The organism is Bacillus sp. Root131, assembly GCF_001429475.1.
Taxonomy (GTDB): Bacteria; Bacillota; Bacilli; order Bacillales; family Bacillaceae_G; genus Bacillus_A; species Bacillus_A thuringiensis_S.
This window is the reverse complement of the sequence record NZ_LMJQ01000001.1, coordinates 1,240,400-1,263,980: the sequence shown is the minus strand read 5'-3', so window position 1 is coordinate 1,263,980 and position 23,581 is coordinate 1,240,400. Positions and strand designations below refer to the sequence as shown.

Here is a 23,581-nt window from a genome sequence, read left to right as displayed (position 1 = left end):
CAAACTTTATTTTTTATCGCGAGGATCTTCGTACTTTAGTAATTGCCGCGGGAGCTTCTCAATTGCAACAATTACCCCCTCTAATTTACTTTCAATACGGTGGAGTAAATATAATGTTACAACAATTGGAAACCCTACATTACCTATCATCTTGATCCACTCTTCCATCCTCTTCCCCTCCTTTCATTATATAAGTAAGAGAAAACAATGCATTTAGGCATAAAAAAACAAGCTATTATGTATTAGCCTGTTTTTCAAATAATGATGCAATTTCTCTTTTATAATCCCCGCTTATAATACCTTTCTCAGTAATAATTCCTGTAATTAATTCGTTCGGTGTTACGTCAAATGCAGGGTTATAAACATTCGTTCCGATTGGTGCTACTTGTTTTCCAAAGATTTTCGTAACTTCTGTTTCATCTCTTTCTTCAATAATTATTTCGGCTCCAGTTTCTTTCGTAACATCAAATGTTGACAGTGGCGCAGCAACATAAAATGGGATATCAAAGTACTTTGATAAAATAGCTAAATTCATTGTCCCTATTTTATTTGCCGTATCTCCATTTGCGACAATTCGATCCGCCCCTACAATAATTGCATCTATTTCTTTCGTTTGAATAGCATGAGCTGCAGTATTATCTGTAATAAGGGTCACATTAATATTTGCTTGCTTCAATTCCCACGTCGTTAAGCGACCACCTTGTAAAACTGGTCTCGTTTCACACGCATATGCATGTAAACGCACACCTTTCTCTTTTCCAATATAAAAGGGAGCTAATGCAGTTCCATATCTGGCAGTTGCGATACTTCCAGCGTTACAGATTGTTAAAATATTATCGCCATCTTTAAAACATGTTAACGCATATTCCCCAATATTTCGGCACACCTCTTCATCTTCCTGCTGAATGCGAAGCGCTTCTTCTTCTAATGTTTTTTGTGCTCCTTTTATTGTAGTAATCCCTCGAATAGATTCTCTCATACGATCAATTGCCCAAAATAAATTGACCGCTGTCGGGCGTGACGTCCCCAAATAATTACAATCTCTATTAAACTTCTTTTGAAATTCTTCAATATGTACAGTGTTATATTTTTTTGATGCAAGCGCCAAGCCAAATGCAGCTACAATTCCAATTGCAGGCGCTCCTCGTACTTCTAACATTACGATGCTTTTCCAAACCTCTTCAATAGTCGTCAATGTTTTATATTCTGTGCTATGCGGCAATTTCGTTTGATTTAATACCGCAATTGCATCACCTTTCCAACTTACAGATCTCGGAACAGTAACAATTGTACTCACGCTTTTACGCCCCCTGAAACTGTCTGTTGAAATAATGTTCGAAACAGTTGAATATCCGCACTTTTAGATTCATATTTTATTAGTTCTTTACCGAAGGATAGAGCTTGCTTCTTAGCTTGAATTCTTGTTTCTTTATTTTCTATTTCATCTAAATCTGCTACATGAGCTAAACCAATTGTTCTACGAACCAGTTCACATCCTGCAAATCCAACAGCATCAGTAAAGATATTTTGCAAAATAATTGGTAACCATTGTTTTTCTTTCGTATATGCTTCTACACCTTCTCCAATCCATAACTTTGTAAAAGTCTCTACAAAATAACTCCACGTCTTTTCTATATGGAAAAATAGTACACTTCTTTTTTCTTCTTCTCTAGATAAAGCATTTAATAATAGATTTGCAATAAATTGACCTATGTCAAATCCAAATGGGCCATAGGTCGCAAATTCTGGATCAATCACTTTCGTTTCAGAAGGTGACGAAAAAATACTACCAGTATGTAAATCACCATGAATAAGAGTTTCTTTTCTTGTTAAGAACTTATATTTATATTGTGCTACTTTTAGTTTTAAAGTTTTATCACTCCAAAGTTCATCAACCACGAGCTGTAAATCTGGCTCATAATCATTTGTATCATAATGTCCAAACGGATCTGTAAACACTAAATCCTCTGTAATTTTACAAAGATCCGGATTTACAAAGGTACCTTCTAGTACCCTCTTCTCTTCTGATTGTAAACCAAAATCTGAAGTGTAAAATAAAACATGTGCTAGAAAACGGCCGATATGCTGGGATAAAAGCGGATATTCTTCTCCGCCTATTAATCCTTTTCTTGTAATTGTTAGTCTTGATAAGTCTTCTATTACCGTTATCGCTAACTCTTCATCATGACTGTACACTGCTGGCACATAATCCGGTACATACTGCGCAAAAATTTGTAAGGCCTTACTTTCAATCGTTGCTCTTTTTATAGACAATGGCCAGCTTTCACCAACTACTTTCGCATAGGGCAGTGCTTGTTTTATTATAATTGATTTCTCTCCATCATCTAATTTGAACACGTAATTTAAGTTTCCGTCTCCAATTTCATGACAAACGACATTTGCCTTCGCTTCAAAATAGCCATGATCTTTCGCATATTGTACAGCTGTTATTTCTGTTAATGAATAATATCCCATCGTCTTCTCCCCCTTTTTAAATTCAGAGGCTTTTCTAACATAGAAAAACCTCTTTCCACTAAGAAAGAGGTTTGAAGTTTATCTTCTCCCCTCTTATCTGCCAGAAAGTTTTACTTTCTGCTGGAATTAGCACCGTGCCTTTTGGCGTAATAAACGCCCCATTTCACAATGGTATTACGGTCGGTTGCTGGGCTTCATCGGGCCAAATCCCTCCACCTGCTCTTGATAAGAGTTGTATAATTTTTTGAATTTTTAACTTTATGTTGAAGACTATACCAAGAATAAAAATCACTTGTCAACATTTTATTTGTATAATTCTGGACGACGATCCGCAAAAACTGGAATTCCTTTACGTACTTCTTTAATTTTCTCGAATACAAGCTCTCCAAATAAAATTGATTCTTCTTCATTTGCTTCTACAACAACCTCGCCCCAAGGATCGACAATTAAAGAATGACCGGCAAACTCATTATTCGGATCCTTTCCTGCCCTATTACAGGCAACAACATAACATTGATTTTCAACTGCTCTTGCTTGCAATAGCAAACGCCAATGTGCTAAACGAACTAATGGCCATTCTGCTACAACAAATAAAACTTTTGAACCTTTTGCAGTATGAACGCGCATCCACTCTGGAAAACGAATGTCATAACAAATTGTGCCGGCGCACTCTACATCATCTAACTTAAATTCACCTGTACTATTTCCAGCGATTAAATATTTATGTTCATCCATAAGCTGAAATAAATGCACTTTACTATATTCATTGACTAGTTCTCCTTCCTTGTTTACCACATACATTGTATTTGTAACACCTTGCTCTGTTTGCTTCGCTATGGAACCACCAACAATATGTACACCATATTGTTTCGACCATTCTTTCAACTTTTCTTTCGTTTCCAATCCATCCCTATCTGCAATTTCAGAAAGTCTTGCTAAATCATATCCTGTTGTCCATAATTCTGGTAAGACAATAACATCCGGTCTCTCCTTCATCGCTTCGCTTATTTTATTTTTAGCATTCTCAATATTTTTTTCTACATCTCCAAAAACAATATCCATTTGAATACATGCGACTTTCATTTTTTCAGCCCCATTCTTATTTTTCTCTTTACAAAATACTGGAAAGATTATATCATTTGTCACTAGAATTGTAACAACTTTCAAAAGAGGTGGAAAGTATGAAATTATTTCAACCTTCTGAGATAGTAACATCATTGCCAACACAATTTTTCGCTTCACTTGTTGCAAAAGTTAACAAATTCGTTGCAGCTGGTCACGATGTTATTAATCTAGGTCAAGGTAATCCAGATCAACCAACACCGCAGCATATCGTAAAAGCTTTACAAGATGCTGCAGAAAAGACCATTCATCATAAATATCCGCCATTTCGCGGACATGAAAGTTTAAAAGAAGCCGTGGCAACATTCTATCAACGTGAATATGATGTAGTAGTAAATCCGAAAACTGAAGTTGCTATATTGTTTGGTGGAAAGGCTGGATTAGTAGAATTACCAGTTTGTTTTACAAACCCTGGTGATTCGATTCTCGTTCCAGATCCAGGCTATCCAGATTATTTATCAGGAGTTGCTTTAGCAAAAGCACAATTTGAAACAATGCCGCTTATTGCAGAAAATAACTTTTTACCAGATTACACAAAAATTAATAACTCTATTGCCGAGCGTGCAAAATTAATGTTTTTAAACTATCCAAATAATCCTACAGGTGCTACTGCATCAAAAGATTTTTTTGATGCAACTATTCATTTTGCTAATAAACATAATATACTAGTGGTTCATGATTTTGCTTACGGTGCGATTGGATTCGATGGTCAAAAACCTGTTAGTTTCTTGCAAGCAGACGGTGCTAAAAATACAGGTATTGAAATCTACACTCTATCGAAAACTTTCAATATGGCTGGATGGCGTATTGCTTTTGCAGTAGGGAATGAAAGTGTCATTGAAACCATTAACTTATTACAAGATCATATGTATGTTAGTATTTTTGGTGCAGTTCAAGATGCTGCCCGCGAAGCACTATTAAGTTCACAGTCTTGCGTAATAGACCTTGTAAATAGTTACGAATCTCGACGAAACGCTCTTATTTCGGCTTGTCAATCAATTGGTTGGAATGTAGACATTCCAACAGGGTCATTCTTTGCATGGCTTCCTGTTCCAAAAGGATATACCTCTGAGCAATTTGCTGATATTTTACTAGAAAAAGCACATGTTGCAGTTGCTCCTGGTGTTGGATTTGGTGAACATGGCGAAGGGTATATCCGTGTTGGTCTCTTGCATACAGAAGATAGATTACGGGAAGCCATTAATCGAATTGATAAATTAAATTTTTTCAAAAAGTAATTGACAACATGAAAAATATCTGACAAAATTCAGTTATCTTAAAAATTTAAACATTTCTAAATACTTCTTATCAAGAGCAGGTGGAGGGACGAGCCCGACGAAACCCGGCAACCGATCTACAATTGTAGACACGGTGCTAATTCTCGCAGCATTACGCTGACAGATAAGGAGCTGGTTGTAAAAAACCTCTCCTTAGCTGAGAGGTTTTTTTATTTAACTAGGAGGTTATAACAATGAGCGGAATTATAGCGACGTATTTAATCCATGATGATTCACATAACTTAGAAAAAAAGGCTGAGCAAATTGCACTTGGTTTAACAATTGGCTCTTGGACTCATTTGCCACAATTATTGCAAGAACAATTAAAGCAACATAAAGGCAACGTCATTCATATTGTGGAATTAGCTGAACATGAACATACAAATTCGTATTTACGTAAAAAAGTAAAACGCGGAATTATTAAAATCGAATATCCGTTATTAAACTTCAGTCCAGATTTACCAGCAATTTTAACGACTACATTTGGAAAGCTATCCCTTGATGGCGAAGTAAAATTAATTGACTTAACTTTTTCAGACGAGTTAAAAAAACATTTTCCTGGGCCAAAATTCGGGATAGATGGTATTCGAAATCTTTTACAAGTGCATGATCGTCCCCTTTTAATGAGTATTTTTAAAGGAATGATTGGACGAAATATTGGGTATTTAAAAACGCAATTACGCGATCAAGCAATTGGTGGTGTAGATATAGTAAAAGATGATGAAATATTATTTGAAAATGCATTAACACCACTTACGAAACGCATTGTATCTGGAAAAGAAGTTTTACAATCCGTATATGAAACATACGGACATAAAACGTTATATGCCGTAAATTTAACAGGACGAACTTTTGATTTAAAAGAAAATGCGAAACGTGCAGTGCAAGCTGGAGCTGATATTCTATTATTTAACGTATTTGCTTACGGACTAGATGTACTACAATCACTTGCAGAAGATGATGAAATCCCAGTTCCTATTATGGCACACCCTGCTGTAAGTGGTGCTTATTCAGCATCTAAGTTATATGGAATTTCATCTCCATTATTACTCGGAAAGCTACTACGCTATGCTGGGGCTGACTTTTCATTATTCCCATCTCCATACGGAAGTGTTGCGCTAGAAAAAGAGGAAGCTCTTGCTATCTCAAAATATTTAACTGAAGACGATGCATTTTTCAAGAAGAGCTTTTCTGTTCCGTCTGCTGGTATTCACCCTGGTTTCGTTCCCTTTATTGTACGAGATTTCGGTAAAGATGTTGTTATTAATGCTGGCGGCGGGATACATGGACATCCAAATGGAGCGCAAGGCGGTGGTAAAGCATTCCGTACTGCAATTGAGGCTACTTTGCAAAATAAACCACTCCATGAAGTAGATGACATAAATTTGCATAGTGCACTACAAATATGGGGAAATCCCTCTCATGAGGTGAAATTATGAGTATTCAAGTATTTTGTGATTTCGATGGCACGATTACAAATAATGATAACATTATGTCCATTATGGAAAAATTCGCACCACCAGAAGCTGAAGAAGTAAAGAATAGAATTTTATCACAAGAGCTATCTATTCAAGAAGGTGTTTCTCAATTATTTCGATTAATACCTACTCATCTGCACGATGAAATTATTCAATTTTTAATAGAAACTGCTGAACTTCGTAATGGTTTTCATGAATTTATACAATTTGTAAATGAAAATAACATTTCTTTTTACGTTATATCAGGTGGAATGGATTTCTTCGTCTATCCACTCTTACAAGGACTCATTCCAAAAGAGCAAATTTACTGTAATGAAACAGATTTTTCAAATGAATACATTACGGTGAATTGGCCTCATCCTTGTGATCATCATTGTCAAAATCATTGCGGATTATGTAAATCATCTCTCATCCGTAAATTGAGTGATACGAATGACTTCCATATTGTGATTGGAGATTCAATTACTGATTTACAAGCTGCGAAACAAGCAGATAAAGTATTTGCTCGTGACTTCCTTATTACAAAGTGTGCAGAGAATTATATTGCTTATACACCGTTTGAAACATTCCATGATATTCAAAATGAATTAAAACATTTGTTGGAGGTGAAATCATGAAACAACTTTTTCGTCAATGGTATGACTTAAGCGAGATAAAAAAAGAATTAACAACTCGAAATTGGTTCCCAGCAACAAGTGGTAATATTTCTATAAAAGTTAGTCATGAGCCACTTACTTTTCTCATTACAGCAAGCGGTAAAGATAAAACAAAAACCACTCCAGATGATTTTCTATTAGTAGATCATGTAGGAGTTCCTGTTTTAGAGACTGAATTACGCCCTTCAGCAGAAACAATATTGCATACACATATTTATAACAATACGAATGCCGGGTGCGTACTTCATGTTCATACAACTGATAATAATGTCATCACAAATTTATATAGTGATGCAGTTACCCTTCAAAATCAAGAAATTATTAAAGCTCTCGATATTTGGGAAGAAGGTGCAACAATTCACATTCCTATTATCGAAAACCATGCCCATATCCCAACGCTTGGAGAAAACTTTCGAAAGCATATACAAGGTGATTCGGGAGCGGTATTAATCCGTAACCACGGTATTACCGTATGGGGCCGAGATAGCTTTGATGCAAAGAAGAGATTAGAAGCTTATGAGTTTTTATTCCAATTTCATATAAAACTACTATCAATTCAAGGAGGCGTTTCTAATGGCGCAAATTCGTATTCATGAAGTAAATACTCGTATTGAAAATGAAGTGGAAGTATCTAAATTTCTACAAGAGGAAGGCGTTTTATATGAGAAATGGAATATTTCTAAACTTCCTACTCATTTAAATGAAAATTATTCTTTAACAGATGAAAACAAAGCTGAAATATTAGCTGTTTTTTCAAAAGAAATCGCTGATGTTTCAGCAAGTCGAGGTTATAAAGCACATGATGTAATTTCACTTTCAAATAGCACACCTAACCTTGACGAATTATTAATTAATTTCCAAAAAGAGCATCATCATACAGACGACGAAGTCCGCTTTATCGTCAGTGGTCATGGCATTTTCGCTATTGAAGGCAAAGATGGGAAATTCTTTGATGTTGAACTTGAGCCAGGCGATCTCATATCTGTTCCTGAAAATGCAAGACATTATTTTACCTTGCAAGATGATCGTCAAGTTGTAGCTATTCGTATTTTTGTGACAACTGAAGGCTGGGTTCCAATCTATTAAGGTAGTTAGTTGAATAAAAGGACTTGGATCCCCTTTTCCAAACTTTTATTCACTCTACATATATACATCCTCCTATGGAACAGGCTTATTTCACTTTTGAAATAAGCCTGATTTTTTATTTACTCAAAAGTACCATTTCATCACAAATTTAACGCCTTGATTTTTCAAGTGTATTTTTTGAACATTTATTGAACATTTATTGAAATTTTTCTGAAAATTCTGTTTTGCATGTGATATACTACAATTAACTAAGAAGGAAAATAATATCGCAAACAGAGGGGGATAATCATGAGCTTACTTATCGCACTTATACTTGGAGTTACATGTGGGGCATTTCCTGTTATTTTAGGAGCTATTATGGAAGAGTTAGAAATTGGTGTTTTAGGATTTGTCGCATCTTGTGTAAGCGCTTTATTATTTGGTTTATTCGGCGCTATTCCTGTTTCAATTCTGTGTGCTTTTTATATAATACGCCATGCTCGTACAAAACAATTTGGTCCTAATCACATCGCACAAATTATCCCATTCCCAGTTGAACGATGTCGCCGAGCTTCTAACTTATAATGACTAAATAAATAAAAGTCCTCAAATGAGGACTTTTATTTATTTTCTTCTAGAAATTGAAACAATTCTTGTAGATGTAGGGCATCTTCACCATAGCTAACAGATACATGAAATATACCGTCAATCTCAGCTTGCATATAAAGATCCACTCCATCACGATCATATTTCAATGCCAAATAAAACTCCATTTCTTCTAACATCTTTTTAGAGGTTCGAATTACATAATGCCCCTTCTCATCTCTTCCATATTCAAAGTCTGGTTCAAAATCATATTTTTGTTTAAAAGCTTCTTTTTGTTTTTCATTAATTTGCATACAAGTAGCTCGCTGTACAGTATCAATCATCTCATCAAACTTTTGAAGGTCCACCTCGTTTACCCCCTTATATATTTTTTATATAATACTTGTGTTCCACTATTTTCTTCGCCATCCTTAATTAACTCTTCATACAATTCTTTCGCCAAACTTAAGCCTGGGACTGGTAATTGTAATTTTTCTGCTTCCTCTAAAGCAATCTTCATATCTTTCATAAAATGCTTTACATAAAATCCTGGCTCAAAGTCTCCTTTTAACATTCGAGGAGCTAAATTACTTAATGACCAACTACCTGCTGCCCCTGTTGAAATACTCTCTAACACTTTATCTGGATTCAATCCAGCCTTCTTCGCGTAAGCAACAGCCTCACATACTCCAATCATATTGGAAGCAATCGCAATTTGATTGCACATTTTTGTATGTTGTCCACTCCCAGCTGGTCCTTGTAATTGAATGTTTGTTCCTAACTTTTCAAGTAAAAGTAAGCATCTATCATATATTTCTTTCTCTCCACCTACCATAATTGCGAGTTTTGCTTCTTTCGCACCAACATCTCCTCCTGAGACAGGTGCATCTAACGTATATATATTTTTGCTTTTTGCAACTTCATTAATACGTTTTGCTAAAGTAGGTGTAGATGTCGTAAAGTCAATTGCTATCGTACCTTCTTTTGCATGTTCTATAATTCCTTCTATACCAAAATACACTTCTTCTACATCATGTGGATATCCAACCATTGTCATTACAATATCAACTTGCTTCACTAACTCTTTTGGCGTATCACACCATTGTGCACCATCTTGCACTAAAGAATCTGTTTTTGCTTTCGTTCTATTATATACATATACTTTATGACCATCTTGCATTAAGTGATAAACCATACTTTTTCCCATTACGCCAATACCAATGAAACCTATTGATAAAGTTTTATGTTCCATTTTCTCATCCCCTTTGTTCTAATAAATCATTTACCATCTTTCGGAACTCTTTATTAAAGTCATCATCCATACTATTTTTTACATTTGAAAATAACATAACAAAAATTCCTTTTTCTTTATTAAAATTATTGAAAGTGTTCCAACCAGATAATACACCATGATTATGAAAATAATCTGCATATATATAAAAACTAAATGCATATTTCCGTTCTGCTGAAGGTGAAAACATTGCTTGTATACTTTGTTCAGAAAGAAGTTTTCCATTTATAATTGCTTCGTCTAACTTCTTCATATCTCCAACTGTCGTATACATCTCACCACAACCATATAGCCAATCCATGCCTAACTTCTGCGCTGGTACAAGCTCTTGATTTTTTTTCACATAACCCTTTGTAAAATTTTTATCGCCAGGTACCATATTTCCCATACCGGATTCATGCATATCTGCTTTTACAAATATGTTTTCTTTTATGTAATCTCCTAAAGGTTTTTTCGAGATATGTTCTATTATATAAGCAAGAACCATATAATTATAATCTGTATATCTCCAACCTGTTCCTGCAGGAAATTCTAAATTTTGACGTCCGATCCAATTAATTAACTGTAAACGGGAAGCAGCATTAACATTGCCTTTTGCGTGTTCAGGTAAACCAGAGGTATGGGTTAACAAATGATATAGTGTAATATTTTTATTCTCCGGAAATGAAGGAATATATTTATTTACATTATCTTGAATATTCAATTTACCTTGTTCTTGCAACTGTAAAATAGATGTGGCAACAACTGTTTTCGTAATAGAACCGATACGATATTTTGTTTGAGGCGTATTTTCTATTTTATTTTGAACATCAGCATACCCATATCCTTTATTCAATATAACATGCTCTTTATCTGTTACCAAAACTGTTCCATTAAATTGCTTTCCGACTAAATATTGATCTAATTTTTGAGATATGCTAGCATAATCAATTTGTTGCTCTTCTTTTTCTTCTATATTCCCTTGCACTTCTGGTTCAATAGTAGGATTCACCTTAGTTGTTAATACTGTGTTTTCCTTTATATTGGGGCTAACAAGAAAATAGTATACTCCGCCGCCAACTATAGCAGACAGTGAAGCCATTATCATTACTTTTTTTATCATGTCGATCCTCCATAATTCCTTCGCTAAAAATTGTCCCCCTATTCTATTATCAAACAATAAAAAAAAATCGCAACAATTTGTTGCGAAAAATTACATTTTTTCTTTTCTGTACACACATACTTGATTCTTTCCATTTTTTTTCGCTTCATATAAAGCAATGTCCGCTCGTTGCATTAATTCTTCTCTTGTAGTTCCTTGTTCATATAACGCAACTCCAAAGCTAGCTGTTAGCTTCGAAATTCCAGTGAATTGCTTTGTTTCAATGAAGAATCGTAATGACTCCGCAACTTGAAATGCTTCCTTTTCTACTGTATTTGTCACTAATATAATGAATTCTTCTCCTCCCCATCTTGCAAATACGTGTTGCTGCTCCACTTTAGATTTCATAAGCTCTGCAAGTTGTATTAATGCCAAATCACCAAAATCATGACCATATGTGTCATTAACTGTTTTAAAATTATCTATATCAAATAAAATGATTGCTATTTTCTCATCACTACGTATTACCTTTTCCCACTCTACCTCTAGTATTTGTTGAAACTTTAAACGATTATAAATCTCTGTCAATGAATCTACCATAGCAAGTCTTTCTTGTTCTTGATAGATTTCATCTAATTCTGTAATTTCCGTACATTTTACAATAAATCTTGATAAATCTTCTGGCAATGGTGTCGCACGTAATAGAAAAGTAGATAATTCCCCTTCATAATTTGACATCTTAATTCTTCTACCACTTGATAAAGTATCGTCTAGCCATGTTATATCATGCGTCGTCGAGTAGTATCCATTTTCTCTAATAAAATGTTCAGCAAATACTAAATGTTGCTCACGATAGGCAAACAAATTTTCATATCCGAAAAAAGTTAAAAAATTTGTATTACAATCAACAATTTCATCATCTTCTACTATAAATAATAAATCATTTTGAAAATCAAACATCGTTTGAAGCAGTTCCTGTTGCAAACTAACTTGCCTTACTAAAGAAAGTTGATACAAACTCTTATTCACTTCTTCTAATACTGCTTGTGGAGTTACAGGGGCTATTACAATATTACGTATTCCTAATGCAAGTACATCTGTAAATTCTTTTGTTATTTGTTGATCCCAAATGACAATGAATGTACTTTGCGGGGTATACATATTCTTTATATATTTGATTTGAGAATAATCTGTTACATACATAATTATAATGTGCGGTTTCGTTCTTTGAAATAATAGTTCGCCCTCTTCAAAATTATTTGCTATAAACATACATTTTGGATGGATATTTTCTATCGTTTGTTGATGCTTACATCCATTTTCTATATAAAGGACATTTAACTGCAAATCTTGTAACACATTTTGGAAAACCGTATTCTCTAATAAAAAATGTAGTATGTTCATCACTAGTCTTCACTCACTTCATATATCTTGTTCTACTGAATTCCTCACAAACATTTTTAAAAGACTGTTCTCTAATAAACTTTAATTTGCGAGAGATACATATTAACAAGCTAATTGAGAATGTTATCTTCCCTTTTCACTCTATAAATTCCTTTTTTAGTGTATGATTATAGGAATTATATCGTTTGTATGAATGCCCTAGCTTATTTCTTAAAACTTGACAATTAAAATAAAGATATTATATTCTTAAATTCGACAACTTACAAAATGTAAGTAATATACATTGCGTTTTCTTGATAATTTTATATACAATTTGGAGGATATATAATGACAAACGACAACTTTTTTAACGTTTTATATGAACGCACATCTACACGTGCATTCAACCCAAATAAAGAAATCTCATCTACAGAATTGCATGAGATTTTAAAAGCCGCAGCACAGGCACCTTCCGCTTGGAACTTACAACACTGGAAATTCCTTGTTTTTCAAGGTGAAGATGTACAAAAACGATTACACCCAATAGCTTATAACCAACAACAAATTCTTGATGCTTCTGCAGTAGTCGCTATTTTAGGTGATTTAGAAGCTTATAAAAATGTTGAGCCAGTATATGGTCCAATTGTAGAACAAGGATTTATGAAAGAAGAAGCAAAAGAACGCTTAGCTAAAAATATTGAATCTGCATATGCTCGTGAACAATTCCCGAGAGATGCTGCCTTTTCAAATGCATCTTTAGCAGCAATGCAACTTATGCTTGCAGCTAAAGCAACTGGTTGGGATACTTGTGCTATTGGTGGCTTCAATCCACAAGCACTGACAGACGAATTTAACGTTTCATCTCGTTACGTTCCAATTATGCTTATTACAATTGGTGAATCAACTTTAAAAGGTCACCCTGCACCACGTATGAGCGTAGAGCAAGTGAGTGAGTGGGCAAAATAATAAAAAACGAAGGTAACTACATTACCTTCGTTTTTTATTTCCTGTCATACTTTTGTAATATTACTACAAATCATTCGACATTTATACTTATAGAAAAGTATATTCTATTCCTTTATCATAAATAAACGTGACGTTTTGTGTCGAATTTTGTTAAGGTATTGAAATATACCCGTGTGTTTTTATTACAATTGTGATACAATGATAACAAATAGATAACAAGAGAGGGATTTTCATTGAGTTCATACGGAAGCTTGATCGCACTTTTATGTTACATAGTAACTGTACTGCTTCTATATTTTATTGGTGATGCCGCAAACATCTCCATTTTACAATTCCCAAAAGAAGAAGCATTTCAATTAGAATCAGAAAAACATACTGCACGATCCATCGTACCACTACTCCTAGCTCTTCCTGTATATATCGTCGTTTTATATAAAAGTAAAAAAGTGTAAAGGCTACCCATTTCGTTTATTTTGGTGGTTTTTACATTTTTTTGTTATATTACCCCTATTTTAAACATCATTCCATACTAAACACCCAGCTAGTCATTTAAAATGAGAAAATCCCCTAGAAAAAATTCCACTCTCTGTCCAGTCACTAACTACCGAACTTACATAGATTATAAGTGTGAAGGGGGTGATGAGGATTATGTTTGGATCATTTGGATGCTGTGATAACTTTAGAGACTGTCATCATCGTGAAAGAGAGTGCGACCATCGTGACCATCGCGAGAAAGAGAGAGAGGTAAAACCACAACAACCAGCTGTATGTAACGTACTTGCTAGCATTTCAGTTGGAACAGAGCTTTCTCTTTTAAGCATTAAAGGTATCGGATCTTTCAACGATGTAATTTTTGAAGGTTTCGCTAACGGTGTTGCTCTTTTCTCCGCTTTAGCTCGTAACAATAATGATAAAGATAATAAAGACGACAACAAAGATGATAAGAACCGTCAACGTAATACTTTTAATGGTATTTTACGTGTATGCCCAACTGATATCGTTGCTATCGCTATCTAGTTCTGTGTCTTATCCTCTATAGTAAGAAAACAAGATTTACTTTTCTCATAGAAAAAACCTGAGACCGATTTCAAATCGACTCAGGTTTTTTTATTAATTATATGCTTTTAACTAGTTCAACAACTTCTTCAGCAGTTGACATCAATAATGCTTTTTCTGCTAATGTTTCCATTTCTGCTTTTGACAACTTGCTTAGTTGTGTTCTTGCAGGAAGAATAGATGTTGCACTCATACTGAACTCATCTAAACCTAATCCTAATAATAATGGGATAGCAAGTGAATCTCCCGCCATCTCACCACACATGCCAGCCCATTTGCCTTCTTTATGAGCAGCATCGATAACCATTTTTACAAGACGTAAAATAGATGGGTTATATGGTTGGTATAAGTATGATACTTGTTCGTTCATACGGTCTGCAGCCATTGTGTATTGGATTAAATCATTCGTTCCGATAGAGAAGAAATCAACTTCTTTCGCGAATTGATCTGCTAATACTGCTGAAGCTGGGATTTCAACCATCATACCAACTTCAATAGAATCAGAAACAGTTGTACCCGCTTCTACAAGTTTCGCTTTCTCTTCTAATAAAATCGCTTTCGCTTGACGGAACTCATCAAGAGTTGCAATCATTGGGAACATAATTTTTAAGTTGCCGTATACGCTAGCACGAAGTAATGCACGAAGTTGTGTACGGAACACATCTTGCTCATCAAGACATAAGCGAATTGCACGGTATCCTAAGAATGGGTTCATTTCTTTTGGTAAATGTAAGTATGGAAGCTCTTTATCTCCACCGATGTCAAGTGTACGAACAACGACTGGTTGACCTTCTTTTACACCTTCAAGAACTGCTTTATACGCTTCGAACTGCTCTTCTTCTGTTGGAAGATTGTCACGGCCCATGTATAAGAATTCTGTACGGTATAAACCAACGCCTTCTCCACCATTATCGATAATACCTTGTACATCATTTGGTGTTCCGATATTTGCAACAAGCTCAACGTGATGTCCATCACTTGTTACAGTAGCTTGGTCTTTTAATTTTGCCCATTCAGTTTTTTGCTCTTCAAATTTCGCTTTCTTTTCTTCAAACGAACGAAGAGTTTCTTCTGATGGGTTTACAATTACTTCTCCATCTAAACCGTCAATGATAACGATATCGCCGTTTTGGATTTTCTCCATAACAACTTTTGTACCAACAACAGCTGGAATTTCCATAGAACGAGCCATAATTGCAGAGTGAGATGTACGTCCACCGATATCAGTAGTGAAACCTTTTGCATACTTACGGTTTAACTGAGCTGTATCAGATGGTGTTAAATCTTCAGCAATGATGATTACCTCTTCAGAAATTGTACCAGGATTTGAGAAGTTAATTCCTAGTAAATGTGCAAGAACGCGTTTTGTTACGTCACGAATGTCTGCAGCACGTTCTTTCATATATTCGTTATCCATGTTTTCAAACATAGAAATAAACATTGATGCAACTTCATCCATTGCAAATTCAGCATTTACTTTTTCGCTATTCACTTTATCTTTTACTGGGTTTACTAGTTCTGGATCATTTAACACTAATAAATGTGCTTCAAAGATCGCAGCTTTGTCAGCACCTAGCTCAGCAAATGCGTGGTCTTTAATAGCTTCTAATTCAGTTTTTGCTTTCTCAAGCGCAGCGTCTAAGCGTGCAATTTCTGCAGCTTCGTTTGTAATTGATTTCTTTTCGATGTTAAATTCAGGATTTTCAAGTCTGAAAGCCTTTGCAATAGCAATCCCACTTGATGCAGCGATCCCTTGAATGTTAAGAGTCATTATTCTCCTAATCCTTCGTTTTTCATAGTTTCTTCGATAGCTGCTAGTGCTTGAGCTGCATCATCACCATTTGCAGTGATTTTAATTTCTGCGTTTTGTTGAATACCTAAAGACATTACGCCCATGATTGATTTTAAGTTAACGTTCTTTCCGTTATACTCTAAGTTAATGTCAGAACCGAATTTGCTTGCAGTGTTTACAAGTAGAGTTGCTGGACGAGCATGAATTCCTGAGTCGCTAGTTACTTTAAAGATTTTTTCCATGATAATTTATCTCCTTTAAATTACAGTATTTTTTTAGTTGTATAGACGTGAGTACTACATCATCTATTGTATATAATAGGCGATGTTCGGTCAACCACATCGCCTATTATAATTATAAACATTTTGCGTCAAATTCCTACTGAATGTCAATAATAGCGGTTTCGCCCTTCTTAACATTTCCATCTTTTTTCAATTCGACTTGTTGCCCTTGTTGTAAGTTTGTAAAGACAATTGGTGTAATGATAGATGGTGCATTTTCTTTTACAAATGCAAGATCTACTTTTAATAATGGTTGGCCTTGTTTCACCTTGTCGCCTTGTGCTACAAGCGCTTCAAAACCTTCACCATTTAATTTTACAGTATCAATACCGAAGTGGATCAAAATTTCTTTTCCGCCTTCAGATTGAATACCAATCGCATGTTTTGTAGGGAATACATTAACGATCTCACCGTTAACTGGAGAAACTACTGTTCCTTCAGTTGGCTCAATTGCAAATCCATCTCCCATCATTTTTCCTGAGAATACTTGGTCAGGTACTTCTGTAATTGGTAATATTTTCCCTTCAATTGGTGATACAATTGTTTCATTTTCATCAACTTTTTGAGGAGTTTCTTCCACTTTTACAGGTTCTTCTTTTTCAACATGAGGTGTACGACCTGACATAATATCATGAATTTGTGATTTTAACGTGTCAGATTTCGGTCCGAAAATAGCTTGAATGTTATTTCCAACTTCAAGTACACCAGCTGCTCCAAGTTCTTTTAAGCGGTCTTTGTTTACATTCTTTTGTTCGTTAACTTGAACACGTAAACGAGTAATACAAGCATCTAAAGAAGCAATGTTTTCTTTACCACCAAGTGCTACTAATACTTCACGAGGAAGTTCGCCTGCTTCTGCTTTTCCTGCACCGTCATTCGCATTTGCCTCTTCACGACCAGGTGTTTTTAGATTCCATTTACGGATTGCAAAGCGGAATCCGAAGTAGTAAATAACTGCTAGTACAAGACCAACAATAATTACCCACCACCATGCTGTACGGCCTGGTAATACACCGAATAATAGGAAGTCAATTAAACCACCAGAGAATGTCATACCAATTTTAACACCTAAAATTTGCATTGTCATAAATGATAGACCAGCAAATACAGCATGAATTCCGAATAATACTGGCGCTACGAATAAGAATGAAAATTCAAGTGGCTCTGTAATACCTGTTAAGAAAGATGTTAATGCTGCAGAACCTAAAATACCTGCTGCTAATTTTTTATTTTCTGGACGTGCTTCATGATACATTGCTAAAGCTGCTGCTGGAAGACCGAACATCATGAACGGATACTTACCAGTTGTAAATGTACCTGCCGTTAATTCTACACCGTCTTTTAACTGTGCCATAAAGATTTTTTGGTCACCACGGATTAATTCGCCAGCTGCATTTGTATACTGACCGAATTCGAACCAGAACGGTGAATAAAAAATGTGGTGTAGTCCAAATGGAATTAATGAACGTTCAATTAAACCGAATATAAATGCTGCGATTGTTCTATTCGCATCAATCATTTGATGTGAGAACGTGTTTAAGCCACCTTGAATGTATGGCCAAACGAAGCACATGATAATACCTACTATTAAAGAGAATGTTGCAGTTGCGATCGGTACGAAACGCTTACCTGCAAAGAAACCTAAGTATGATGGTAATTCAATGTTGAAGTATTTATTATAGCAATATGCCGCTACTATACCGACGATAATACCACCAAATACCCCTGTTTGTAGCGTCGGAATACCTAATACGTTTGCATACGCTGGATCTGCAAATCCAATTTTTACTGGGTCTGCTCCAGAACTTGTTACTTTCACTAGCTTATCTACTTCTAAGAACACACTCATCGTTTTGTTCATAATTAAGTAGCCGACGAATGCTGCTAAACCAGCTACTCCGTCTCCACCAGCTAAACCAATTGCTACCCCAACTGCAAATAATAATGCAAGGTTAGCGAAAATAATATCACCAGATTGTTCCATAATTTTTGCAACCATTACGAACCAATCTGCTTTTAAAGCAGGAATAACATTTGTTAACTGTGGATTTTGAAATGCATTACCAAATCCAAGTAAAATACCTGCCGCCGGTAAAATCGCTACTGGAAGCATTAACGCTTTTCCGACTTTTTGAAGAACACCAAAGATCTTCTTAAACATGGAAACCCTTCCTCTCTTATCTATATTGATACCTTCCGACAAACGCCAAAAAGACATGAGGAAAAAAAGATAGAACGATAGCTATACAAAGGGTAGTATATCCCTTTCTCTAGCTTACATTCCTTACTTTTCTCCACTCATGCCTGATCGAATCAGTAACACGTGTCAAAAATAGGTTTACGTATAAGTTCACTATAATTAAGGCAAACGTTTTCGTTACTCTGCTTAATCTGTTTGTCGAAATTTGTATAACTTTGCAATAGTTATTATACATAACTATTGTAAGCGATTCAATCATTTTTTTTAACGTTTTCATTTTAGACAAAAATATATGACTTTTTACACATGCTCTGCCTTTACTAAGCGTTGCAAGTGCATCGTTAAATAAATACTTTCAGCTTCATATACAGGTAGTTGCAACTCTTTTTGCATGACCTTAACTAGCTTCCAAGCCACGTTATAGCAAACTGGATACTCCGCCTTTAATAAATCAGCAAAACTTTGCGATTCCTCTACTTTTTCTCCTTTTTTCACCCTCTCAATAGCATATTGAAGATGACGAATAAGGCGTAAATAATGAATGCTCTCTTGATCTAATGTAATTTGTAAGTTTGTCTCAATTAAAGATACAAGTTGTGCAATGAGACGGGAGTTTTGATTAACTGAAGATAAATCAGAATTTGTAAGCGAACTGTAAATGTGAAGTGCAATAAAACCAATTTCTCCTTCTGGCAATGTAATTTGCAAACGAGAATTTAAAAGTTCTACAACACCTTCAGCAATTTCATATTCCTCTGGATAGAGCATTTTTGTTTCAACTAAAAAAGGATTATCAATTGTAAGTCCTTGTTTTAACCTTTTAATTGCAAATGAAATATGATCTGTTAACGCAATATGAATATGTTCATTTAGTGGAGATTTTGCTTTTTCTTGAATGTACAGCATAATATCGTTCATCAATTCAATTAATTTTTCACTAACATGCGGCACTAATAATTTATATTGTTCACGATCACGTTCATTTTTTAAGACAAACATTTTTTCGATTTGTTCTTGCTCCAATACATCTTTCGCTTTTTTCCCAAATCCAATTCCTTTACCAATCACTACTACTTCCTCGTGTTCAGGATGGCTAGCAATGATGACATTATTATTTAAAACTTTTTTAATTTCTAGATAATTATTCATATAACACCACCCTCGTACTTAAATAGCCTACTTTTATGTTACAGAATATTCTTCTTTGTCGTCAATGTAAAACATCTGCCATTTAATAAAAATTCATTTTTTAGACATGTTTATATATGATGCGTATAATGTAAGAGCAACTGTACATAGAAAGGAGATAACAACATGATTAAAATGTTTGTAAGTGATATCGATGGTACAATGATGCAACACGGAGGTCTTATTGATGAGCAAGATGTTGCGGCACTACGCAGCCTCGCCGAGCAAAATGTTATTCTTTGCTTCGCTTCCGGAAGACTTGATAATGAAATTGCAGACTTAATGAAAGCTGTAAATACAAATTTTCATCGTATTAGTGTAAATGGTGTTTTTGTATATACACATGAAAATAAACAACTATTATCTGCAACTTTTGATTCCAGCATACTTCCCGATTTGTTAGCTATGACGAATGAAAATCCTTATTTCCGTTATGTAAGTGATGAGCATAATTATTACATTGAAGAGAAAACACCTTTTATTCAAGAACTTGAACAACAAGTAACAATGACTTCTGTTGAAGAACCAAACTTACTACAGAAGATTGATGATACAATTTTCCCAAATAAAATTTCTGTCGGTGGAACAAAGGAGAGCTTACAACTCCTTCAGAAAAAAATTGATGAAAAATTCCACGGGAAAGTTAGTACTTTCATCTCAGCAGAACAATGTTTAGATGTAATGCCACCGAATGTTAGTAAAGGCTCTGCCATTTCTGTTTTATTAAATGAGTTTCAAATAAAACCTGAGGAAATTGCTTGTATAGGGGATTCTTACAATGATATTCCTATGTTTTCTTTAACTCCTCACAGTTTTGCTATGTCGCAAGCCGATGATGCAGTGAAAAAACACGCTCACTATGTAGTAAATCACGTCAAAGATGCTGTTAACCACGTAATTGCTCATAATAAAAATACGACTCATTCCTTATAAGGATGAGTCGTATTTTTATTTCTTTACATGTTATCCATTTTCATTTCCACTGTACTTCACAAACTGAAATATACTATTTGTTACGTGCAATATTCGTAATAAATTTATAACGATCTCCACGATAAATACATTTCACGTACTCTAGCGGTATCTCACCTTCTGAATATGACCATTGACGCATTACAAGTACAGGCGCCTTTTTAGGAATATGCAGATGTTCAGCTTCATTTTCCGTTGCAACAGAAGCTTCAATTGACTGAGTAGCGCTAACAAGTTTAAAGCCCAGTTTTTTCTCTAAATGTTCATATAAAGATTGTTGCAATATCTCTTCGTTAATATCTTTTACAAGAGCTGGCGACAAATATGTCGTCTCAAAAGCAATCGGTTCATCATCAGCTAAGCGAATACGCCTCACTTCATAAACCGATTCCCCCTCCTGTATTCTCAACCGGTCTGCTATTTTAGCAGTAGCTGGAACTAGGCGGAAACTAAGTAATTGACTACTTGGGTTCATCCCACGAGAAATCATGTCTTCTGTGAATCCCGTCATTCCTTGCAATTTTTGTTCCACTTTCGGAAGTTGGACAAATGTTCCAATTCCACGCTTCCGATATAAATAGCCTTGTTCCACTAAATTATTAATCGCCTGTCTGATTGTCATACGACTCACTTCGAACTTATCACAAAGTTCATTCTCAGATGGGATTTTATCTCCCGGCTTCCATTCGCCGTCCTCAATTAGCTGTTTCACCCACTCTTGAATCTGATAATAGATCGGAAATGGTGAATACTTGTCGATGTTCATCAGCAATCGCCTCACTGCATAAAGATAGAGCTTCTTGATCTGCGATTACGGTTACATTCGGATGACGTTGTAAAACTGTAGCCGGACACTCTTCACTATATTCACCTTGCAATAATTCTTTAACAGCTTCTGCCTTTTTAGCACCCATAGCTACAAGTAGAACTTGTTTCGCTTTCATAATGCTTCCAATTCCCATTGTAATCGCATGAGTTGGCACATCTTCTTCTTTTTCGAAGAAGCGAAGGTTTGCTTGGCGTGTAGATTCTGTTAATTCAACAATGTTCGTTGGAGAATTAAACGGTGTTCCTGGCTCGTTAAATCCGATGTGACCGTTTTCACCGATTCCAAGAATCTGTAGGTCAACTGGGTTAGCAGCTAGAATGCCCTCGTAACGTTTGCATTCTTCCTCTAAATCACTTGCCATCCCGTTTGGTACATAAGTTTGTTTAAATGGAAGATGATCAAACAACTGTTCTTGCATGAAATAGTGATAGCTGTTTTTATCTTCATGTGGTAAATTTACGTACTCATCTAAGTTTACAGTGGTTACACGGCTTGTATCAAGTTTATTTTTTCGCATTTCTGCATAAATACCTAATGGAGAGCTTCCTGTAGCCATTCCTAATGTTGGATTTTCTTTTGTTTTTACAACTTCTTCAATTAATTTATAACCTACTTCTGCTAGTTCTTCTGGAGTTTTTACAACAAGAATATTCATTTAATTACTTCCCTTCCTTCATATGAATTCCTAAACGAACCGTATCATATACATGTAAATCTTCATTCATCACAACAAAGTCTGCATCTTTTCCTACCGCTAATGCACCTTTATTATTTAATCCAAACTCTTCTGCTTGGTTAACTGATGTCATCAGTACTGCATCTTCGATTGAACAACCTGTAAATTCAATTACATTTCGGAAAGCTTGATCCATTTTTAGAATACTACCAGCTAACGTTCCATCTTCTAATCGAGCACTACCATCTTTTACATGTACCGGCTGTCCGCCAAGCTCATATAATCCATCTTCAAGACCTTTTGCGCGCATTGCGTCAGTAATAACACTTACTTTTTTCGGTCCTTTTAACTTATATGCTAATTTCACCATATCAGGGTGAATATGAATACCATCTGTAATTACTTCAACCATTACATCTGGATTTAATAACACATGACCAACAACTCCTGGCTCACGGTGATGTAATCCACGCATTTGATTGTATAAATGTGTCGCATGTGTAATCTTTCTATTTTTTAGTTGCGCATCAATTGCATCTGTATGCCCCATTGTGCCAACTACACCAGTTTCAGTAAGATATTGTTCAAACTCTAATGCTCCCTCTTCTTCTGGTGCATATGTTACTAATTTAATTAAATTCCCACTTGCTTCTTGCCATTGTTTAAATTGCTCAATATTTGCAGGAACGATATGTTCAAGTGGTTGTGCACCTGCACGTTTCTTTGAAACATAAGGTCCTTCTAAGTGAATATATTCGAAATGTGCTCCTTTTTCTTTTGCTTCTTTCGCAGCAGTTAGCGCTGCTTCAATTGCCTCTGGAGCTTGTGTCATTGTTGTTGGGAAGTAAGTTGTAACCCCTTCTTTTAACATTTCTTTACCTAGAGTTACTAACCCATCGCTATTTGCATCCATCGCATCAATATCGTATCCACCATGAATATGAACATCGATCATACCTGGAATTACAATCTTCCCTGTAGCATCAAAAACAGTTTCATTTTCTTGTGGTACATATTGAGCCATCAAACCAATTTCTTTAATGGTTTCTGCGTAACGAATAAATCCGTTTTCCACTATTTCTTGACCTGTGTAAATTTTGGCATTGATGACAATTTGCGTTTTCATTTTCATCGATCCTTTCCCATGAAATACCTACTTGTTATTATTACCTTATTCGCCTAGTTCCATCTTAATATATGCACGAGTA

Annotated in this window: 25 protein-coding genes and 2 riboswitches; of the genes, 10 read left to right on the top strand and 15 right to left on the bottom strand. The window is 35.2% G+C overall.

Features of this window, described 5'->3' with window-relative positions:
• Nucleotides 1-6 precede the first annotated feature (6 nt).
• From ASE54_RS06315 to ASE54_RS06300, 4 genes are all read right to left on the bottom strand, one after another.
• Nucleotides 7-168, bottom strand: a complete 162-nt coding sequence (locus ASE54_RS06315; protein WP_000393336.1) for a YvrJ family protein — start codon at nucleotides 166-168, stop codon at nucleotides 7-9.
• 67 nt (nucleotides 169-235) lie between these two features.
• On the bottom strand, nucleotides 236-1,297 hold the full coding sequence (gene mtnA / locus ASE54_RS06310) for an S-methyl-5-thioribose-1-phosphate isomerase (RefSeq protein ID WP_000104618.1): 1,062 nt from the start codon (nucleotides 1,295-1,297) through the stop codon (nucleotides 236-238).
• Entirely contained in the window at nucleotides 1,294-2,475 is a 1,182-nt protein-coding gene (mtnK, locus tag ASE54_RS06305) for an S-methyl-5-thioribose kinase (RefSeq protein WP_000542671.1), read from the bottom strand. Before mtnK ends, mtnA begins: the two co-directional genes overlap by 4 nt.
• 90 nt (nucleotides 2,476-2,565) lie before the next feature.
• Nucleotides 2,566-2,707: riboswitch (SAM riboswitch) on the bottom strand.
• Nucleotides 2,708-2,778: 71 nt separating this feature from the next.
• Nucleotides 2,779-3,642, bottom strand: coding sequence for a carbon-nitrogen family hydrolase (locus tag ASE54_RS06300; RefSeq protein WP_002162505.1), 864 nt, complete (start codon nucleotides 3,640-3,642; stop codon nucleotides 2,779-2,781).
• Between the two features lie 14 nt (nucleotides 3,643-3,656).
• Between ASE54_RS06300 and ASE54_RS06295 the strand changes: the two genes are divergently transcribed.
• The 6 genes from ASE54_RS06295 (at nucleotide 3,657) to ASE54_RS06270 (ending at nucleotide 8,658) form a co-directional block, all read left to right on the top strand.
• On the top strand, nucleotides 3,657-4,835 hold the full coding sequence (locus ASE54_RS06295; RefSeq protein WP_000765506.1) for a pyridoxal phosphate-dependent aminotransferase: 1,179 nt from the start codon (nucleotides 3,657-3,659) through the stop codon (nucleotides 4,833-4,835).
• 64 nt (nucleotides 4,836-4,899) lie between these two features.
• A riboswitch (SAM riboswitch) is annotated at nucleotides 4,900-5,005 on the top strand.
• A gap of 63 nt (nucleotides 5,006-5,068) precedes the next feature.
• Nucleotides 5,069-6,313, top strand: a complete 1,245-nt coding sequence (gene mtnW, locus ASE54_RS06290) for a 2,3-diketo-5-methylthiopentyl-1-phosphate enolase (protein WP_000014207.1) — start codon at nucleotides 5,069-5,071, stop codon at nucleotides 6,311-6,313.
• The gene (gene mtnX / locus ASE54_RS06285) at nucleotides 6,310-6,969 is read left to right on the top strand and encodes a 2-hydroxy-3-keto-5-methylthiopentenyl-1-phosphate phosphatase (protein WP_000027488.1); all 660 of its coding nucleotides are present in this window, start codon (nucleotides 6,310-6,312) and stop codon (nucleotides 6,967-6,969) included. Before mtnW ends, mtnX begins: the two co-directional genes overlap by 4 nt.
• Nucleotides 6,966-7,604 carry a methylthioribulose 1-phosphate dehydratase gene (locus tag ASE54_RS06280; protein ID WP_000811341.1) on the top strand — a complete coding sequence of 213 codons (639 nt, stop codon included), beginning with the start codon at nucleotides 6,966-6,968 and terminating at the stop codon, nucleotides 7,602-7,604. The genes mtnX and ASE54_RS06280 overlap by 4 nt, the downstream gene beginning before the upstream one ends.
• Nucleotides 7,582-8,094, top strand: a complete 513-nt coding sequence (locus tag ASE54_RS06275) for a cupin domain-containing protein (protein WP_000057322.1) — start codon at nucleotides 7,582-7,584, stop codon at nucleotides 8,092-8,094. Before ASE54_RS06280 ends, ASE54_RS06275 begins: the two co-directional genes overlap by 23 nt.
• 288 nt (nucleotides 8,095-8,382) lie before the next feature.
• Nucleotides 8,383-8,658: a hypothetical protein gene (locus tag ASE54_RS06270; RefSeq protein WP_000054659.1), complete on the top strand. Its 276-nt coding sequence runs from the start codon at nucleotides 8,383-8,385 to the stop codon at nucleotides 8,656-8,658.
• 35 nt (nucleotides 8,659-8,693) lie between these two features.
• On the opposite strand, the gene ASE54_RS06265 is transcribed toward ASE54_RS06270, so the two are convergent.
• The 4 genes from ASE54_RS06265 to ASE54_RS06250 form a co-directional block, all read right to left on the bottom strand.
• The gene (locus tag ASE54_RS06265; protein ID WP_000365617.1) at nucleotides 8,694-9,026 is read right to left on the bottom strand and encodes a DUF3909 family protein; all 333 of its coding nucleotides are present in this window, start codon (nucleotides 9,024-9,026) and stop codon (nucleotides 8,694-8,696) included.
• A gap of 5 nt (nucleotides 9,027-9,031) precedes the next feature.
• Entirely contained in the window at nucleotides 9,032-9,910 is an 879-nt protein-coding gene (locus ASE54_RS06260) for an NAD(P)-dependent oxidoreductase (RefSeq protein WP_000400435.1), read from the bottom strand.
• Nucleotides 9,911-9,914: 4 nt separating this feature from the next.
• Nucleotides 9,915-11,051 carry a serine hydrolase domain-containing protein gene (locus ASE54_RS06255; protein ID WP_000592892.1) on the bottom strand — a complete coding sequence of 379 codons (1,137 nt, stop codon included), beginning with the start codon at nucleotides 11,049-11,051 and terminating at the stop codon, nucleotides 9,915-9,917.
• A 90-nt stretch (nucleotides 11,052-11,141) separates the two neighbouring features.
• Entirely contained in the window at nucleotides 11,142-12,434 is a 1,293-nt protein-coding gene (locus tag ASE54_RS06250; protein ID WP_001023181.1) for a GGDEF domain-containing protein, read from the bottom strand.
• A gap of 327 nt (nucleotides 12,435-12,761) precedes the next feature.
• Here ASE54_RS06250 and ASE54_RS06245 point away from each other — a divergent pair, with 327 nt between their 5' ends.
• From ASE54_RS06245 to ASE54_RS06235, 3 genes are all read left to right on the top strand, one after another.
• Entirely contained in the window at nucleotides 12,762-13,379 is a 618-nt protein-coding gene (locus ASE54_RS06245; RefSeq protein WP_000180387.1) for a nitroreductase family protein, read from the top strand.
• A 233-nt stretch (nucleotides 13,380-13,612) separates the two neighbouring features.
• Entirely contained in the window at nucleotides 13,613-13,831 is a 219-nt protein-coding gene (locus ASE54_RS06240; RefSeq protein WP_000100494.1) for a hypothetical protein, read from the top strand.
• 196 nt (nucleotides 13,832-14,027) lie between these two features.
• Nucleotides 14,028-14,396, top strand: coding sequence for a DUF3915 domain-containing protein (locus tag ASE54_RS06235; protein WP_000468031.1), 369 nt, complete (start codon nucleotides 14,028-14,030; stop codon nucleotides 14,394-14,396).
• A 97-nt stretch (nucleotides 14,397-14,493) separates the two neighbouring features.
• Here the strand turns inward: ASE54_RS06235 and ptsP are convergent, their stop codons facing one another.
• The 4 genes from ptsP to glcT all read right to left on the bottom strand — a co-directional run bounded on the left by ptsP (nucleotide 14,494) and on the right by glcT (nucleotide 19,857).
• Nucleotides 14,494-16,206 (bottom strand): phosphoenolpyruvate--protein phosphotransferase, encoded by a 1,713-nt coding sequence (gene ptsP, locus ASE54_RS06230; protein ID WP_000174215.1) that lies wholly within the window; start codon nucleotides 16,204-16,206, stop codon nucleotides 14,494-14,496.
• Nucleotides 16,206-16,469 carry a phosphocarrier protein HPr gene (gene ptsH / locus ASE54_RS06225; RefSeq protein ID WP_000411080.1) on the bottom strand — a complete coding sequence of 88 codons (264 nt, stop codon included), beginning with the start codon at nucleotides 16,467-16,469 and terminating at the stop codon, nucleotides 16,206-16,208. Before ptsH ends, ptsP begins: the two co-directional genes overlap by 1 nt.
• Before the next feature lie 136 nt (nucleotides 16,470-16,605).
• Entirely contained in the window at nucleotides 16,606-18,669 is a 2,064-nt protein-coding gene (ptsG, locus tag ASE54_RS06220) for a PTS glucose transporter subunit IIABC (protein ID WP_000473176.1), read from the bottom strand.
• A 339-nt stretch (nucleotides 18,670-19,008) separates the two neighbouring features.
• Nucleotides 19,009-19,857: a ptsGHI operon transcription antiterminator GlcT gene (gene glcT, locus ASE54_RS06215; RefSeq protein ID WP_001067323.1), complete on the bottom strand. Its 849-nt coding sequence runs from the start codon at nucleotides 19,855-19,857 to the stop codon at nucleotides 19,009-19,011.
• Nucleotides 19,858-20,022: 165 nt separating this feature from the next.
• Here glcT and ASE54_RS06210 point away from each other — a divergent pair, with 165 nt between their 5' ends.
• A complete protein-coding gene (locus ASE54_RS06210) occupies nucleotides 20,023-20,829 on the top strand; it encodes a Cof-type HAD-IIB family hydrolase (protein ID WP_000594250.1) in 807 nt (268 codons plus the stop codon).
• Between the two features lie 73 nt (nucleotides 20,830-20,902).
• Here ASE54_RS06210 and ASE54_RS06205 read toward each other — a convergent pair whose 3' ends face one another.
• The 3 genes from ASE54_RS06205 to nagA are packed head-to-tail and all read right to left on the bottom strand — an operon-like array spanning nucleotide 20,903 to nucleotide 23,499.
• Nucleotides 20,903-21,634 (bottom strand): GntR family transcriptional regulator, encoded by a 732-nt coding sequence (locus ASE54_RS06205; protein ID WP_014894892.1) that lies wholly within the window; start codon nucleotides 21,632-21,634, stop codon nucleotides 20,903-20,905.
• Nucleotides 21,564-22,352: a glucosamine-6-phosphate deaminase gene (nagB, locus tag ASE54_RS06200; RefSeq protein ID WP_001024215.1), complete on the bottom strand. Its 789-nt coding sequence runs from the start codon at nucleotides 22,350-22,352 to the stop codon at nucleotides 21,564-21,566. The genes ASE54_RS06205 and nagB overlap by 71 nt, the downstream gene beginning before the upstream one ends.
• A 4-nt stretch (nucleotides 22,353-22,356) precedes the next feature.
• Nucleotides 22,357-23,499: an N-acetylglucosamine-6-phosphate deacetylase gene (gene nagA, locus ASE54_RS06195; RefSeq protein ID WP_002082222.1), complete on the bottom strand. Its 1,143-nt coding sequence runs from the start codon at nucleotides 23,497-23,499 to the stop codon at nucleotides 22,357-22,359.
• Nucleotides 23,500-23,581: the final 82 nt, after the last annotated feature.

Excerpts from the sequence above, each read along its gene's own strand:
- ptsH (WP_000411080.1), bottom strand. The coding sequence starts at position 16,469 with ATGGAAAAAATCTTTAAAGTAACTAGCGACTCAGGAATTCATGCTCGT.
- ptsG (WP_000473176.1), bottom strand. The coding sequence starts at position 18,669 with ATGTTTAAGAAGATCTTTGGTGTTCTTCAAAAAGTCGGAAAAGCGTTA.
- nagA (WP_002082222.1), bottom strand. The coding sequence starts at position 23,499 with ATGAAAACGCAAATTGTCATCAATGCCAAAATTTACACAGGTCAAGAA.
- mtnX (WP_000027488.1), top strand. The coding sequence starts at position 6,310 with ATGAGTATTCAAGTATTTTGTGATTTCGATGGCACGATTACAAATAAT.
- ptsP (WP_000174215.1), bottom strand. The coding sequence starts at position 16,206 with ATGACTCTTAACATTCAAGGGATCGCTGCATCAAGTGGGATTGCTATT.
- ASE54_RS06250 (WP_001023181.1), bottom strand. The coding sequence starts at position 12,434 with ATGAACATACTACATTTTTTATTAGAGAATACGGTTTTCCAAAATGTG.
- ASE54_RS06315 (WP_000393336.1), bottom strand. The coding sequence starts at position 168 with ATGGAAGAGTGGATCAAGATGATAGGTAATGTAGGGTTTCCAATTGTT.
- ASE54_RS06255 (WP_000592892.1), bottom strand. The coding sequence starts at position 11,051 with ATGATAAAAAAAGTAATGATAATGGCTTCACTGTCTGCTATAGTTGGC.
- ASE54_RS06275 (WP_000057322.1), top strand. The coding sequence starts at position 7,582 with ATGGCGCAAATTCGTATTCATGAAGTAAATACTCGTATTGAAAATGAA.
- ASE54_RS06295 (WP_000765506.1), top strand. The coding sequence starts at position 3,657 with ATGAAATTATTTCAACCTTCTGAGATAGTAACATCATTGCCAACACAA.
- mtnW (WP_000014207.1), top strand. The coding sequence starts at position 5,069 with ATGAGCGGAATTATAGCGACGTATTTAATCCATGATGATTCACATAAC.
- ASE54_RS06205 (WP_014894892.1), bottom strand. The coding sequence starts at position 21,634 with ATGAACATCGACAAGTATTCACCATTTCCGATCTATTATCAGATTCAA.
- ASE54_RS06245 (WP_000180387.1), top strand. The coding sequence starts at position 12,762 with ATGACAAACGACAACTTTTTTAACGTTTTATATGAACGCACATCTACA.
- ASE54_RS06270 (WP_000054659.1), top strand. The coding sequence starts at position 8,383 with ATGAGCTTACTTATCGCACTTATACTTGGAGTTACATGTGGGGCATTT.
- nagB (WP_001024215.1), bottom strand. The coding sequence starts at position 22,352 with ATGAATATTCTTGTTGTAAAAACTCCAGAAGAACTAGCAGAAGTAGGT.
- mtnK (WP_000542671.1), bottom strand. The coding sequence starts at position 2,475 with ATGGGATATTATTCATTAACAGAAATAACAGCTGTACAATATGCGAAA.
- ASE54_RS06260 (WP_000400435.1), bottom strand. The coding sequence starts at position 9,910 with ATGGAACATAAAACTTTATCAATAGGTTTCATTGGTATTGGCGTAATG.
- ASE54_RS06235 (WP_000468031.1), top strand. The coding sequence starts at position 14,028 with ATGTTTGGATCATTTGGATGCTGTGATAACTTTAGAGACTGTCATCAT.
- ASE54_RS06280 (WP_000811341.1), top strand. The coding sequence starts at position 6,966 with ATGAAACAACTTTTTCGTCAATGGTATGACTTAAGCGAGATAAAAAAA.
- glcT (WP_001067323.1), bottom strand. The coding sequence starts at position 19,857 with ATGAATAATTATCTAGAAATTAAAAAAGTTTTAAATAATAATGTCATC.
- ASE54_RS06210 (WP_000594250.1), top strand. The coding sequence starts at position 20,023 with ATGATTAAAATGTTTGTAAGTGATATCGATGGTACAATGATGCAACAC.